Raw genomic sequence first — 13,303 nt, 5'->3', positions numbered from 1 at the left:
TAGGGGGATGCTACAATGCGAGCCCCTGAATGTTAACCCCCGGAGCCTTTTGTGTCCTCATTGCCGGTTGCCGCCGTCCTCCCAGAACTGTTATCCGCCCTGCAGCACGCGCCGCAGGTTTTGCTCAACGCGCCGACCGGCGCCGGGAAATCGACCTGGCTGCCGCTGCAGATCCTCGCCGAGGGCAACATCGCGGGACGCATTATCCTGCTGGAGCCGAGGCGCCTGGCGGCGCGTAATGTCGCGCAGCGGCTGGCTGAACTGCTTGGCGAAAAGCCGGGGGAGACCGTGGGTTACCGCATGCGCGCCGAAACCTGCGTCGGGCCGCAGACCCGCCTGGAGGTGGTTACGGAGGGGATCCTGACGCGCATGATCCAGCGCGATCCGGAGCTGGCGGGCGTGGGGCTGGTGATCCTCGATGAGTTTCACGAGCGTAGCCTGCAGGCGGATCTGGCGCTGGCCTTGCTGCTCGACGTCCAGCAGGGATTGCGTGACGATCTCAAGCTGCTGATCATGTCGGCGACCCTCGATAACGATCGCCTGCAGCGTCTGCTGCCTGAGGCGCCAGTGGTGGTCTCGGAGGGACGCGCTTATCCGGTGGAGCGCCGTTTCAACCCGCTTCCCACGCACCAGCGCTTTGATGAGGCGGTGGCGGTGGCGGCAGCGGAGCTGTTGCGACACGAGCAGGGATCGATGCTGCTGTTTCTGCCCGGCGTCGGTGAGATCCAGCGCGTTCAGGAACAGCTGACGGAGCGCGTGGCGGAGAATGTCATCCTCTGCCCGCTGTACGGCGCGCTGCCCCTAAGCGAGCAGCGCAAAGCGATCCTCCCGGCGCCGGCCGGGAAGCGCAAAGTGGTGCTGGCCACCAATATCGCCGAGACCAGTCTGACCATCGAGGGGATCCGCCTGGTGGTCGACAGCGCCCAGGAGCGGGTCGCCCGCTTTGACCCGCGCACCGGCCTGACCCGGCTGGTGACGCAGCGCATCAGCCAGGCATCGATGACGCAGCGTGCCGGACGCGCCGGTCGTCTCTCTCCGGGGATCTGCCTGCATTTGCTCGGCAAAGAACAGGCGGAACGGGCGGCGGCGCAGAGCGAACCGGAGATCCTGCACAGCGATCTGTCGGCGCTACTGCTGGAGCTGCTGCAGTGGGGCTGCCACGATCCGGCCGCGCTGGCCTGGCTGGATCAGCCGCCCGCGGTGAACCTGGCCGCCGCGCGCCGCCTGCTGGCGGCGCTCTCGGCGCTGGACGGCGAGCGGCTGTCGGCGTTTGGCCGCAAAATGGCGACCCTCGGCAACGAGCCCCGGCTGGCGGCGATGCTGGCCGCCGCGCAGACCGATGACGAGGCGGCGACGGCGGCCAGGCTGGCGGCGATCCTTGAGGAGCCTCCGCGCGGCGGGCTGGTGGATTTGGGCGCCGTCTTTTCCCGTCAGCAGACCAACTGGCAGCAGCGGGCGCAGCAGCTGATGAAGCGTCTGGCCCGCCGCGGCGGCCAGCCCGATGCCGAAGGAATGGCGGGGTTGCTGGCGTCGGCCTTCGCCGATCGCATCGCCCGACGCCGCGGTCAGGAGGGGCGCTACCAGCTGGCGAACGGCATGGGCGCGATGCTGGACGCCGACGACGCGCTGGGCCGCCATGAGTGGCTGATCGCTCCGCTGCTGCTGCAGGGCAGCGCCTCGCCGGATGCCCGCATGCTGTTGGCTCTGCCAGTGGATATCGGCGAGCTGATCGCCGCCCGTCCCGAGCTGGCGCAGCGTTCCGACACGGTGGAGTGGGATGAAGCGCAGGGGACGCTGAAAGCCTGGCGGCGGACGGTGATAGGCCAGTTGGTGATCAAGACCCAGCCGCTGGCGAAGCCCTCTGAGGCGGAGCTGCATCAGGCGATGCTCAACGGTATTCGTGAGAAAGGCCTCGGTGTGCTCAACTGGACGCCAGAGGCTGAGCAGCTGCGACTGCGGCTGCAGTGTGCGGCGCAGTGGTTGCCGGAAGAGGCGTGGCCCGCGGTGGATGACGCTTCGCTGTTGGCCTCGCTGGAGGCATGGCTGCTGCCGCAGATGAACGGCGTTCACTCGCTGCGGGCGCTGAAGGCACTGGATCTGCGTCAGGCGCTACAGGACTGGCTGCCGTGGCCGCTGCGCCAGAAGCTGGATCGCGAGCTGCCGACGCACTATACCGTGCCGACCGGCAGCCGTCTGGCGATCCGTTACCATGCGGAGAACCCGCCAGCGCTGGCGGTACGTATGCAGGAGATGTTCGGCGAGGCCACGACGCCGGTTATCGCCGAGGGGCGGGTGCCGCTGGTGCTGGAGCTGCTGTCGCCCGCCCAGCGTCCGCTGCAGATCACCCGCGATCTGAGCGCCTTCTGGCAGGGAAGCTACCGCGAGGTGCAAAAAGAGATGAAGGGACGCTACCCGAAACACGTCTGGCCGGACGATCCGGCCAACACCGCCCCGACCCGGCGCAGCAAAAAATATTCGTAGCCGTCTGGCCGGGCGGTATCCTGCCCGGCCAGGCGGGCAGTAACCGCTAGACCATCTGCTGCCAGAGAAAAATGCCCCCTCCGGCCAGCGCCAGCCAGGGGCCGAAGGCCAGCGGCTGCTGCAGCGACTGCCGGGTCCACAGGCGCTGCAGCAGGGTCCACACCAGCCCGCAGGCCGAGGCGAGCAACAGCACCTGCGGCAGAACCTGCCAGCCGCACCAGGCGCCCAGCGCCGCCAGCAGCTTAAAATCGCCATAGCCCAGCGCCTCTTTCCCGGTCAGCAGGCGGAACAGCCAGTAGACCGACCACAGCGCCAGATAACCGGCCATCGCCCCGGCGACCGCGTCCGGCAGGGCAATGTACACCTCGTTAAGATTGAACAGCAGCCCGGCCCACAGCAGGGGCAGCGTCAGACGGTCGGGCAACAGCTGGGTCCGGGCGTCAATCCGCGCCAGCATCAGCAGGAACGAGAGCAGCAGCAGGCCGCCCGCCAGCGGCAGGCCCGGCGCGAGCAGCGCCCCGGCGAGGATAAACAGCAGGCCGGTGGCCAGCTCGGTCAGCGGATAGCTCCACGCGATGGGCGCCTGACAGCAGCGGGCGCGACGGCTCAGCCAGAGGAAACTGAGCAGCGGGATATTGTCCCGCCAGGCGATCGGCTGGCGGCACTGCGGGCAGGAGGAGCCCGGGGTGCTGAGTGTTATCCGCTCGTCGTCCGCGGTCTGGGTCAACATGCGCGGCAGACGATAGATCACCACGTTGTAAAAGCTGCCCAGCGCCAGGCCGAACAGCAGCAGGAAGCCATACCAGACAAGGGGAAAGTGCAGCGATAATGCCGTTAATGTCGTCATTTTTGCTCCTGGGGTAACCATTTTCCCTGAATCTGCCACGGTGTGCGACCCGGCTCGTTTTTAGAGGCGGGGCGCGTCACCAGCAGCGCCAACAGCGGCGGCATTCCCTGCCGGGGCTGTAGCGTACCGCGAAACAGATAGCGGCCATCGGGCGACAGGGTCCCCTGGCCGCTGAGGCTCAGCTGATGAGAATCCTGGCGGAGGGTCAGCGCCACGGCGCCGTCCGCCGTACAGCGGAAGGTGCCATTAACCTGGGCCAGCTCCAGGCTGCCGACCGGGGAGTGCAGTCGGGCCTGACGCCACTGCGCGCCTCCGGCGGTGATTTGTCGGCAGCGCCCCTCGCTGAAGTGCGCTTCGGCCAGGCTGAAAGTGACCTCTCCCTCGGCGCTGACGGGCATGGTCGACATCAGCCAGCGGCTGAGCAGGCTGGCGGGGGCTGTGAGCCGCCCCTCCTGCAGGCGCAGATCGCGCAGGCCCCACAGCCCGGCCTGACCCTCCATACCGCGGGGATCGCTGAGAGAGACCTGCCAGCCAGCCAGGGTCAGCGACCACGCCAGTCGTTCAAGCCGTTCGCCATGCCAGTAGACCGGTTGCGCCGCGCCGCGCCAGACGCTGCCGCTGAGGCTGCCCACCTGTACGCCGGGCGGCAGCATCGGGACCAGCAGGCGCGCCGGGGCGGTAGCGGTGAGCCACAACAGATAGAGGACCAGCAGCAGTCCGCCCGCGATCCCTTTAGCTTTCATCGTCGCGCTCCAGCAGCAGATGGTTGACCATAACCCAGCCGGGCCGCGACGGCTGCCCGGTCACGGACAGGGAGACCGCGTTGACGCCACGCATCGCCGGGGCGTCGAGCCACGCCATCAGCGCCTGGAAGGTGCAGGGCTGGAGGGTGACCTGCAGACGTTTTCCCTGCGGCTGCAGGCGGGCGACGGCCAGCCCGTGGCTCGCCGCCTCGCGCATCACCAGGGCGGTGAGCGCCTCTTTTGCCGTCGGCGTGGGCTGCTGGCTGAGCTGCTGCAGGCGCGGGCTCTGCTGCGTCATCCAGCGCAGGCTGGCCTGCTCTTTCATCAGGGTTTGTCGCCACTGCGCCTCACGGGCTCGCCAGGGCTGCCACAATCCGTACCAGAGGGCGCATACCACCAGCAGCCCCGCGAGTCCGAGCAGCAGGCGTTGCTCGGACGGCGTGCGCTGCCGCCACCAGATAAGCAGATTAGCCATTGTTTTCCTCCAGCGTCAGTTGTCCCTCAATGCCATCCGGTTTCGTGGTCATGTCACCTGGCCGGACGCGAAACCGCGGCTGCGCCCGCTGGGTGAACTGCTCCAGCGCCCGGGAAGAGACCGCGGCGATATCCAGCTGCAGACGGTTGCCCGCGGCATCCCAGCTCAGCGTCCGCAGGCGGATCCCCGGCGTGTCGCTGAGGATGTTTTGCAGCGCGCTGAGGCGATCGACGAGGGGGGCATGCTGCGCCTGACGGGCGAGGGTTTGCAGGTGTTGCTGCATCTGCAGTCGCGGATTAATCACCTTTTTCTCCGTCGGAAACCAGCGGTGATAGAAAGCCCGGCTGGCCTGCTGCGCCGCCTCGGCCTGACGCGCCAGATCGAGATGGTCCAGCACGCTGTTTGTCCCCACCAGTAACGCCAGAGCCAGTGCGGCATATTGCGCCGAACGCCAGGTCGCCTGTGCAGGCCGCCGCCGACGGACGGCAAACTCCCCCTGCAGCAGACTGAGCTTCTGCGTTGCCGGATAGCGTGCGGCAAGGGTCAGCAATGTCTGCGCAGGTTGCGCCCGCCAGACGCCCGGCGCCGCGGGCGGCGGTGAATAGCTGTCGATGACTGGTTCTTCCGCCTCGCTCTGCAGCAGCTCCGTCAGCCAGACGTTTTCCGCCGCCATGCCGCCCCACGGCTGGTGGCGGATCAGCCACTGCTCGTCCACCTGCACCGCGCTCCACGCTGGCGGATGCCAGGGCAGGGCCAGCACGTCGGGCGTCAACGCCAGGGGCCGAAGGGAGAGCGACTCGCAGCGGGCCAGCCAGTCGCGCATTTTTTGCCGCTGTACGGCGACGATCTCGCACTGCGCCTGCTGGCGGTGGAGCAAGGCAAAATGGGTGGCTTCGACATCGTCGGCCAGCTGCTCTTCCAGCAGGAATGGGGCGACCTGCAGCGGCGGTTTACGCAAGCCCGCCGGCAGGGTGAGCGAGTGAAACGCGCAGTCGCTGGCCGGGATCAGCACCCAGGCGGGGTAGTGCGCCGCCAGCGCCGGGAAAGGGCTGGCGTCCTCAGCCGGCCACCGGCCGCTGGCCTCGTGGTGTGGCTCGCCGGGGGCGAAGAGTTGCCAGTGCAGCGGCGCCAGCCCGGGGGCGAAGCGCACGATCAGCATGGCCTGGGGAGAAGCGTTAAACTTATTCATCGACCACCATAGAAAGTCCATATCGCCGCTGGACGACGGTAAACGTGCGCCCCTCCTGTTGCAGGACGCTGTGCAGCTGAAAGCGAAGATTGCCGGTCACCACGCTAAAGGCGGCGATAAAGCGCGTGCTGTGCACCGTCAGCCAGGGGCGGGCAAGCGTGGTATCGGTTTTCTGCAGCGTCGGCTGCGCGAGAAACGCAGCGACGCTGCTCCATCCGGTTCGCGGGCGGTTGTGCAGCAGTTGTTGCGCCTCCTGCAGCGTCAGCTCGCCGGGAAAGAGGGCCACCAGCAGAGCGGCCTGGGAGGGCCGCAGGGTGTTGACATTGACCTGCAGCGCGTCATCCGGCTGGACGCAGACGAAGGGGAGCAAGCGCTGATAGAGGGCGGCGTCCATACCCGCCAGCAGGCGCAGCTCGCTGACATCCTGCATCGGCTGGTTGGCGGCGAGATAGCCCGGGGTTTGCGCCATGTAGACCTCATCCTCTGCTCCGTTCAGCCGCGGCTGGCCGTCGCTGTCCGTCCAGTCGCCAAGGGCGGCGGCGATCTGGCTGGCGCGCAGCGGCGATTCGCCGAGCAGCGCCAACAGCCGGACGAAGACGTCGGTCGGGTAGGGCGTTCCGCCGCTGGTTTCATCCGCGCGATGGTTGATGGCATTGAGGTTAAAGCAGGCGCGCCCGTCGCGGATCGTGGCGCGGATTTCACCATCGTCGAGGGTAAAGCGGCGCCCCTCCTGCGCCCAGCTTTGCGCCAGGTTCGTTTGACTGGGCGAGTCCAGCGCGTCGCGTTGCAGCAGCGCGGCGGCCATGTTTTCCGCCGCCAGGGCGTACCATCTGGCCTGCAGATTATCGAGGGTCACGGCGGTATGCTGATACATGACCGCGGTGCGTTCGGTCATGGCGCTGGCGAGGATCATCATCAGGGCGAGGATGAACAGCACCATCAGGAGCGCGACGCCGCGTTGCCGATTTTTCACTGGCTGCCTCCCGGGGTGAGTAAAAACAGGCGGGTGATCTCCCCGCTGTTCGCCAGCGTCAGGGTGATCTCCAGCCCCTGCGGCAGCGTCTGCGAGCGATCCCAGGTCTCCTGCCAGCGTCCGTCGGCGTAGAAGCGCAGGCGAAACGCCGTCACCTCGCGCAATACCACCCGAACCGTCGGCTGGCTGCCGGTCAGCGGATCCTGCAGATCGAAGCTCAGTCGCTCAAGCTGTTGCTGGCGCAGACGGTAGCTGACGTTCTGGATCTCCGAACGCGGGAGGATCCCCAGCGGGTTCGGCCAGCCGCTGCGGCTGAAGGCCAGCCCCCAGTCGTCGCTCTGCAACTGGAAACGTCCGGCGAAGAAAAGCGTGTCGCTGTTTCTGGCGCGACGGGGAATGATGTGCGTGACATCGTCGGCGATCTGGCGAAAGGCGCGCTGGAGGGCGGCGATCTGCTGGCTCTTCTCGCGGGTCAGGCCATCGGCGCGGATGACGTTCTGCAGTACCATCACGGCGGCGGCGCTAAGGACGGCGAGGATAGCCAGCGCCAGCAGCGTTTCAATCAGGGTGAAACCGCGCATTTTCGTTATCATGGCGGCGTCACCCAGGTGCGCAGGGTCGCCAGCGGCGCGGGATCGCTTTTTTGCCGCCGGACCTCCACGTCCAGCGCCCGCAGCTGCGGCAGCGCGGTTTCCACCCCTTGCCAGCGGACAAACCAGCGCGTTCCGGCGGCTTCCACGGTGGTTTCGGACCAGCTGAGGGCGGGCCAGCGTTTCTCCAGCCGCAGCTGCACCAGCTGATTATCTGCCAGCCAGCTGGCGAGGATTTTCTCTTCCATACGCCCAAGCTGGCGCGTCTGCTGCAGGGTGGACTGCATCACCGCCAGACCGGCGAGGGCGAAAATCACCAGCGCGACCATCACTTCGATAAGCGTCATCCCGGCCTGGCGTTTCATGGCTGCTCCCGCGCCGCCAGCGGCTGGCTGTCACCCTGGGCGTCGATGGTGATGCCCGTCGCGGCGTCAATCCGCAGCTGAAACGGTGTGACTTCGCCGCCTGGGAAGATCAGCACGTCGGGCTGCTCGCCTGGCGTCCACGCCTGGCCGTCGGGAAAGCGCAGCGTCAGCCTGGTCCGGGGGAGGGTTTCCGCCGTGGTGACGCGTCCGGCCTGCAGCGGCAGCCACTGCGCGTTGCCCCAGCGGTCATCAGCCGCCGCCGGAGCGTCTTCGTCGGCAGGCTGCAGGCGCATAAACTGCCAGCGGTCAGGGTGGATGACGATCCCGAAGAGCTGACCGGTTTGCTGCCCGCGCTCGCGGACAAAATCCAGCTGCGCCTGAAAGCGCGCCAGGATCTGCGTAGCCTCCTGGGTGCGGGCGGAGGGAAACGCCAGCAGCACCATGCTGGCGCTGACGCCAATCAGCAGCAGGACCAGCATCATCTCAAGGAGCGTGAAACCGCGCTGAGACACTATTTCTTCCCGAGGGTCCAGTTGCCGATGTCGTCATTGGTGTCGGGCATCCCGTCCGGGCCGACGCTGAAGACGTCGATGGCGCCATGCTGACCCGGGCTTAACAGCTGATACTCATTTCCCCACGGGTCCTGCGGCAGGCGGCGGATATAGCCGCCTTCCGGGTAGTTGCGGGCGTGCGGCTCGGCGGCCGGGGCGGTCACCAGCGCCTGCAGTCCCTGCTCGGTGTTGGGGTAGCGGCTGTTGTCCAGTTTATACATATCCAGCGCCCCCTCGAGCGCCACCAGATCGCTGACGACTTTCTGGCGGTCCGCTTTCTCCTTGTTGCCCATCAGGTTAGGCACCACCAGGCTGGCGAGAATACCGAGAATGACGATCACCACCATAATTTCCAGTAACGTGAAACCGCGTTGCCGTTGCATAGTTTTCTCCATTAATACAGTTACATACTCATAAGGGTGTTCAGTTGCAGGATCGGCTGCAGGATAGCCAGCACGATAAACAGCACCATGCCGGCCATGGTGACCACCAGCAGGGGTTCAAACAGACTGAGGGCCATCTGGATCTGCGCGCTCAGCTCCCGGTCCTGGTTCTCCGCCGCGCGCTCCAGCATCGCGGTCAACTCGCCGCTCTGCTCGCCGCTGGCGATCATGTAGCGCATCATCGGCGGGAACAGGGCGGTGGATTCCAGCGCCCGATGCAGACTGACGCCTTCGCGTACCGATTCGCTGGCCGCCGCCAGCTGGCTGCGCGCCCAGGCGTTGCTGAGGACGCCGGCGCTGATGCGCATCGACAGCAGCAGCGGCACCGCGCTGGCATTGAGAATGCTTAAGGTGCGGGCGTAGCGTGCGCTGTTCACGCTGCGCGCCACGCGGCCGATGACCGGCAGGCGCAGCAGCATCCGGTCCCAGGCGAGCCGCCGGCCGGGCTGGCGCAGCAGATAACGCAGCGTCAGCAGCGCCAGTAGCGACAGCAGCACCAGCCAGGGCCCCGCGCTGCGCACGATATCGCTCAGGCTCATCAGCAGCCGGGTGGAGAACGGCAGGGCCTGTTTCAGATGAACAAACTGCTCAACGACTTTTGGGACCACAGTGGAGAGCAGAATGGCGATCACGCTGATGGCGACCAGCGTTAGCACGATGGGATAGATCATTGCCTGCTGCAGGCGGGCGCGAAGCTGCTGGCGCTGCTCGGTATAGTCCGCCAGCCGGTTCAGCACGCCGTCGAGATGGCCGGAGGTTTCGCCAGCCGCCACCATGGCGCAGAACAGTCCATCGAAGCAGGCGGGATAGCCGCGCATCGCCTCCGCCAGCGAATGGCCTTCGAGTACTTTGCTGCGCACCCCGGCCATTAACGTTCTTAGCGGCGCCTTTTCGCACTGCTGGGCGACGGCATCGAGCGCTTTTTCCAGCGGGATCCCGGCGGCAACCAGGGTGGCCAGCTGGCGGGTGAGCAGGGCTAAATCACCGGCGCTGGTGCGCCGGGTGAGGGATCCGCCGCGCCACAGCCGGCGCGCCGGGTCGGCGGCGGTCACTTCCAGCGCCAGCCAGCCGTTGTCCCGCAGCAGCTGGCGGGCGTGGCGGGCGGAGTCGGCCTGCTGAACGCCGCGGCGGGTTTTGCCCTGCGGGTCCAGTGCCTGATAGCGAAACAGGGCCATCTCAGACGCTTTCCGTCGTTTGCTGTTCGGTGACCCGCATCACCTCTTCCCAGCTGGTGATCCCCGCCAGCGCTTTGTCGCGTCCGGCATGGCGCAGGGTTTGCCAGGCTGGCCCCAGCTGCTGGATCAGGGTGATCTCATTCTCGCCGCGGTGGATGGCGGCGCGGACGCGGTCGTCAACCAGCAGCAGTTCATGAATACCGGTGCGCCCGCGATAGCCGATGAAATTACACTCCGGACAGCCTTTGGGCTGCCACAGCCGCGCGCCGACCGGGACCGCCATCTGCCGGGCGGTGTCGGCATCCGCCTGCGTGGGCTGACGACAGTGCGGGCACAGTTGGCGCACCAGCCGCTGCGACATCACCGCCAGCAGCGACGTGGAGAGTAAAAAAGGCTCCACGCCCATATCCTGCAGACGGGAAATGGCGCCCAGCGCGCTGTTGGTGTGCAGGGTCGACAGCACCAGGTGTCCGGTCAGCGAGGCCTGGACGGCGATCTGGGCGGTTTCGCCATCGCGGATTTCCCCCACCAGTACCACATCCGGATCCTGGCGCAGTATGGCGCGCAGGCCGCGGGCGAAAGTCATATCGACTTTGGCGTTGACCTGAGTCTGGCCGATGCCCTCCAGCTCATACTCCACCGGATCTTCAATGGTCATGATATTGCGTTCGTGGGCGTCGAGGCGGCTGAGGGCGGCATACAGGGTAGTGCTTTTCCCCGACCCGGTCGGCCCGGTGACCAGAATAATGCCGTGTGGCCGGGCGATCAGCGCGTCGACCCGATCGAGCAGAGCGGGGGGCATGCCCAGCGTCAGCAGATCCAGGTTGACGCTGTTTTTGTCCAGCAGGCGCAGGACGACGCGTTCGCCGTGGCTGGAGGGCAGGGTGGAGACGCGCACGTCGATCGCCCGCCCGCCGATGCGCAGCGCCATCCGCCCATCCTGAGGGATCCGTTTTTCAGCAATATCCAGGCTGGCCATCACCTTGATACGCGAAATTAACAGCGCGGCCAGCCGCCGCTGCGGGCGCAGAATTTCGCGCAGCACGCCGTCGACGCGAAAGCGGATCTGCAGATGGCGCTCATAGGTTTCGATATGAATATCCGAGGCTTTCTCTTTGATGGCCTCGGTGAGCATGGCGTTGATCAGGCGGATGATCGGCGCGTCGTCCTCGCTGTCGAGCAGATCGTCGCTGTCCGGTAGCTCTTCGGCGAGGGTATAGAGGTCGAGCTCATTGCCGATATCGGCCATCATGCGGTGCGCTTCCGCCGAGTCGCGCTGATAGCTGAGCACCAGCACTTTCTCGAACGCGTCCGGCGCCAGACGGCTGACGCTCATCGGTCCGTCCGCCAGGCGACGCGCTTCCAGCAGCGCCCGGGCGGCGGTATCGGAGCGGCACAGCGCTTCGCAGCGTTCGCCGTCGCTGAGCAGCACAAGATGATGCGCGCGGGCCCAGGCAAAGGGCAGCAGCGGACGGCGTTCGGCGGCTGGCGTCATGGGCGGCCTCCGAGGTTAAAGGCGTCAATGGCGGCGCTGACCTGGCGGAAGGCCTGGGTCTCCTGCTTTGGATAGATGTGCAGCAGGTCATTACTGAGTGTCGCTTCGCTGCTGTCTTTGCCCCGCTGTTTGGTTTGCGCATTGTCGAATGCGGTGTACTGGCCGGAAGAGGCCTGACGGTACTCATCACGATCGCGAATGATGGTCGGACGGATAAACAGCATCAGGTTGCGTTTCGACACTTTCTTGCTCTCGGAGCGGAACAGGGCGCCGATCACCGGGATGTCGCCGAGCAGCGGCACTTTGTCGGCGGTATCGGTGACGCTTTTATCCAGCAGCCCGCCAACCACCACCGTTTCACCGCTGCCGACCAGCACGGCGTTATTCACCGTCCTGGTATTGAAGGTCGCGCCGAGATCGCTACTGGTGCTGGAGGCCGAGTCGGCGACGCTCGATACCTCCTGCTCAATCTCCAGCAGCACGGCATCGCCTTCGTTAATCTGCGGTTTCACCTTCAGCTTAATGCCGACGGTTTTGCGCTCGACGGTATTAAAGATGTTGTCGCCGGAAGTGGTTTGCGAGCCGGTTAATACCGGAACTTCCTGGCCGACGTTAAAGGTGGCTTGCATGTTGTCGAGGGTGACGATGCTGGGGGTGGCCAGAATATCGTTCTTGGTACTGCTGGAGAGGGCGGTGAGCAGCATCGCCCAGTTCCCCTGATAGAAGCCGGCGGCGATACCGTTAAACGAGCCCAGAGCGCTGGCCAGCGAGCTGCTGACGGTACCGTCTTTGTTGTATTGGTTGGCGCCAGCGATAACCGTGGAGATCGGCAGCCCGCTGTTGGTGAACTGGGTCATGCCGGCATTTTTATTGGCCCACTGGATACCGAGGTTGAGGCCGTCGGCATCCTGCACTTCGGCGATAATCGCCTCCACCAGCACCTGCGGGCGGCGGATATCGAGCTGGGCGATTACTCGCTCAAGATCGTTCATCACGTCCGGCGCCGCGGTGACGATCAGGGCGTTGGTCTGGCCGTGGGCTTTGATAATGATATTTTTGTCGATCGCGGCCACCGGTTTGGCGCTTTGCTTATCGTTCTGCAGTGAGCTGCTGATCCCGGTGAGGACCTCCACCAGATCGGCGGCTTTGGCGTACTTCAGGTAGATCACTTTGGTGTTGCCCTGCACCGCCTGCTGGCGGTCGAGCTGTTTGATCATGGCGATAATGCGCTGGCGCGAGTTCGGCTCGCCGCTGACCAGTACCGCGTTGGTGCGCTCATCGGCCACCACGTTCGCCACCATCGAGCCCGGCAGCGCCGACTTACTGCTGTCTTTATTGAGCTCGGTAACCAGTTTGACCACCTCCGCGGCGGAGGCCCAGGAGAGGGGAACGGTCACCACGCTGCGATCCCCGGCGTTGTCGACGCGCTCGACAATGGTCAGCAGGCGTTTGATGACCGCTGCGCGGCCGGTCATCAGCAATACGTTGGAGGGCTCATAATGGACCACGCTGCCGGCGCCGGCGTTATCGTTCAGCTGGCGAAGCAGCGGGGCGAGATCGCGGGCGGCGACGTTGGTCAGGGGCACCACCCGGGTGACCACTTCATCGCCTTCGCCCGGTGCTGCCTCGCTGGCGACCGGGACGGCCGAGGTTTTCGCATCTTTAGCCCGCACCACCTTCAGTACGCCGTTATTCATATTGATCACGGCGAAGCCATACACATCCAGCACGCTAAGGAAGAATTGATAATATTGCTCTTCATTGAGCATATCGTAACTGCGTACGGTAATGGTGCCGCGCACGCTGGGATCGATAATCACCGTTTTATTCAGGTTTTTGCTGACGGTATTGATAAATTCCTGGATATCGGTGCCTTTAAAGCTGGCGGAAAATTCTTCTGCGATGGCCGGACGAAATAGCAGCGGCGTTAATATCAGCAGCACAGTCAGCATTTTCCGCAGTCGTTTTATGGTTGG

Annotated in this window: 13 protein-coding genes; 1 reads left to right on the top strand and 12 read right to left on the bottom strand. The window is 65.5% G+C overall.

From position 1 onward, the window contains the following. Positions 1-51: 51 nt before the first annotated feature. Positions 52-2,481 (top strand): ATP-dependent helicase HrpB, encoded by a 2,430-nt coding sequence (hrpB, locus tag HMPREF3096_RS13710; RefSeq protein ID WP_032731626.1) that lies wholly within the window; start codon positions 52-54, stop codon positions 2,479-2,481. A gap of 46 nt (positions 2,482-2,527) precedes the next feature. On the opposite strand, the gene HMPREF3096_RS13705 is transcribed toward hrpB, so the two are convergent. The 12 genes from HMPREF3096_RS13705 to pulD are packed head-to-tail and all read right to left on the bottom strand — an operon-like array spanning position 2,528 to position 13,297. Beyond that, positions 2,528-3,328, bottom strand: a complete 801-nt coding sequence (locus HMPREF3096_RS13705) for a prepilin peptidase (RefSeq protein ID WP_032731627.1) — start codon at positions 3,326-3,328, stop codon at positions 2,528-2,530. Then, positions 3,325-4,071: a type II secretion system protein N gene (locus HMPREF3096_RS13700; protein WP_032731628.1), complete on the bottom strand. Its 747-nt coding sequence runs from the start codon at positions 4,069-4,071 to the stop codon at positions 3,325-3,327. The genes HMPREF3096_RS13705 and HMPREF3096_RS13700 overlap by 4 nt, the downstream gene beginning before the upstream one ends. Then, positions 4,061-4,546 carry a type II secretion system protein M gene (locus tag HMPREF3096_RS13695; protein ID WP_012968921.1) on the bottom strand — a complete coding sequence of 162 codons (486 nt, stop codon included), beginning with the start codon at positions 4,544-4,546 and terminating at the stop codon, positions 4,061-4,063. Before HMPREF3096_RS13695 ends, HMPREF3096_RS13700 begins: the two co-directional genes overlap by 11 nt. Continuing rightward, positions 4,539-5,735, bottom strand: a complete 1,197-nt coding sequence (gene gspL / locus HMPREF3096_RS13690) for a type II secretion system protein GspL (RefSeq protein WP_032731629.1) — start codon at positions 5,733-5,735, stop codon at positions 4,539-4,541. Before gspL ends, HMPREF3096_RS13695 begins: the two co-directional genes overlap by 8 nt. Continuing rightward, on the bottom strand, positions 5,728-6,708 hold the full coding sequence (gene gspK / locus HMPREF3096_RS13685) for a type II secretion system minor pseudopilin GspK (RefSeq protein ID WP_012542824.1): 981 nt from the start codon (positions 6,706-6,708) through the stop codon (positions 5,728-5,730). Before gspK ends, gspL begins: the two co-directional genes overlap by 8 nt. Then, positions 6,705-7,301 (bottom strand): type II secretion system minor pseudopilin GspJ, encoded by a 597-nt coding sequence (gene gspJ, locus HMPREF3096_RS13680; RefSeq protein ID WP_032731630.1) that lies wholly within the window; start codon positions 7,299-7,301, stop codon positions 6,705-6,707. The genes gspK and gspJ overlap by 4 nt, the downstream gene beginning before the upstream one ends. Continuing rightward, positions 7,298-7,663 carry a type II secretion system minor pseudopilin GspI gene (gspI, locus tag HMPREF3096_RS13675; protein ID WP_004894160.1) on the bottom strand — a complete coding sequence of 122 codons (366 nt, stop codon included), beginning with the start codon at positions 7,661-7,663 and terminating at the stop codon, positions 7,298-7,300. Before gspI ends, gspJ begins: the two co-directional genes overlap by 4 nt. Then, positions 7,660-8,175, bottom strand: coding sequence for a type II secretion system minor pseudopilin GspH (gene gspH, locus HMPREF3096_RS13670; RefSeq protein WP_008807378.1), 516 nt, complete (start codon positions 8,173-8,175; stop codon positions 7,660-7,662). Before gspH ends, gspI begins: the two co-directional genes overlap by 4 nt. Beyond that, on the bottom strand, positions 8,175-8,597 hold the full coding sequence (gene gspG, locus HMPREF3096_RS13665; RefSeq protein ID WP_002889054.1) for a type II secretion system major pseudopilin GspG: 423 nt from the start codon (positions 8,595-8,597) through the stop codon (positions 8,175-8,177). The genes gspH and gspG overlap by 1 nt, the downstream gene beginning before the upstream one ends. A 20-nt stretch (positions 8,598-8,617) precedes the next feature. After that, positions 8,618-9,832: a type II secretion system inner membrane protein GspF gene (gene gspF / locus HMPREF3096_RS13660; RefSeq protein ID WP_012542823.1), complete on the bottom strand. Its 1,215-nt coding sequence runs from the start codon at positions 9,830-9,832 to the stop codon at positions 8,618-8,620. A gap of 1 nt (position 9,833) precedes the next feature. Then, the gene (gene gspE, locus HMPREF3096_RS13655) at positions 9,834-11,327 is read right to left on the bottom strand and encodes a type II secretion system ATPase GspE (RefSeq protein ID WP_012542822.1); all 1,494 of its coding nucleotides are present in this window, start codon (positions 11,325-11,327) and stop codon (positions 9,834-9,836) included. Beyond that, positions 11,324-13,297 (bottom strand): GspD family T2SS secretin variant PulD, encoded by a 1,974-nt coding sequence (pulD, locus tag HMPREF3096_RS13650; protein ID WP_162493344.1) that lies wholly within the window; start codon positions 13,295-13,297, stop codon positions 11,324-11,326. The genes gspE and pulD overlap by 4 nt, the downstream gene beginning before the upstream one ends. Positions 13,298-13,303 lie beyond the last annotated feature (6 nt).

This window comes from Klebsiella sp. HMSC25G12, assembly GCF_001807705.1.
Lineage (GTDB): Bacteria > Pseudomonadota > Gammaproteobacteria > Enterobacterales > Enterobacteriaceae > Klebsiella > Klebsiella variicola.
The sequence above is the reverse complement of the archived record's forward strand: the minus strand, read 5'-3'. Positions and strand labels throughout refer to the sequence as shown.

Bases quoted from the DNA above. Each gene is read 5' to 3' on its own strand.
- HMPREF3096_RS13705 (WP_032731627.1), bottom strand. From the start codon at position 3,328: ATGACGACATTAACGGCATTATCGCTGCACTTTCCCCTTGTCTGGTAT.
- HMPREF3096_RS13700 (WP_032731628.1), bottom strand. From the start codon at position 4,071: ATGAAAGCTAAAGGGATCGCGGGCGGACTGCTGCTGGTCCTCTATCTG.
- HMPREF3096_RS13695 (WP_012968921.1), bottom strand. From the start codon at position 4,546: ATGGCTAATCTGCTTATCTGGTGGCGGCAGCGCACGCCGTCCGAGCAA.
- gspL (WP_032731629.1), bottom strand. From the start codon at position 5,735: ATGAATAAGTTTAACGCTTCTCCCCAGGCCATGCTGATCGTGCGCTTC.
- gspJ (WP_032731630.1), bottom strand. From the start codon at position 7,301: ATGATAACGAAAATGCGCGGTTTCACCCTGATTGAAACGCTGCTGGCG.
- gspI (WP_004894160.1), bottom strand. From the start codon at position 7,663: ATGAAACGCCAGGCCGGGATGACGCTTATCGAAGTGATGGTCGCGCTG.
- gspG (WP_002889054.1), bottom strand. From the start codon at position 8,597: ATGCAACGGCAACGCGGTTTCACGTTACTGGAAATTATGGTGGTGATC.
- gspF (WP_012542823.1), bottom strand. From the start codon at position 9,832: ATGGCCCTGTTTCGCTATCAGGCACTGGACCCGCAGGGCAAAACCCGC.
- gspE (WP_012542822.1), bottom strand. From the start codon at position 11,327: ATGACGCCAGCCGCCGAACGCCGTCCGCTGCTGCCCTTTGCCTGGGCC.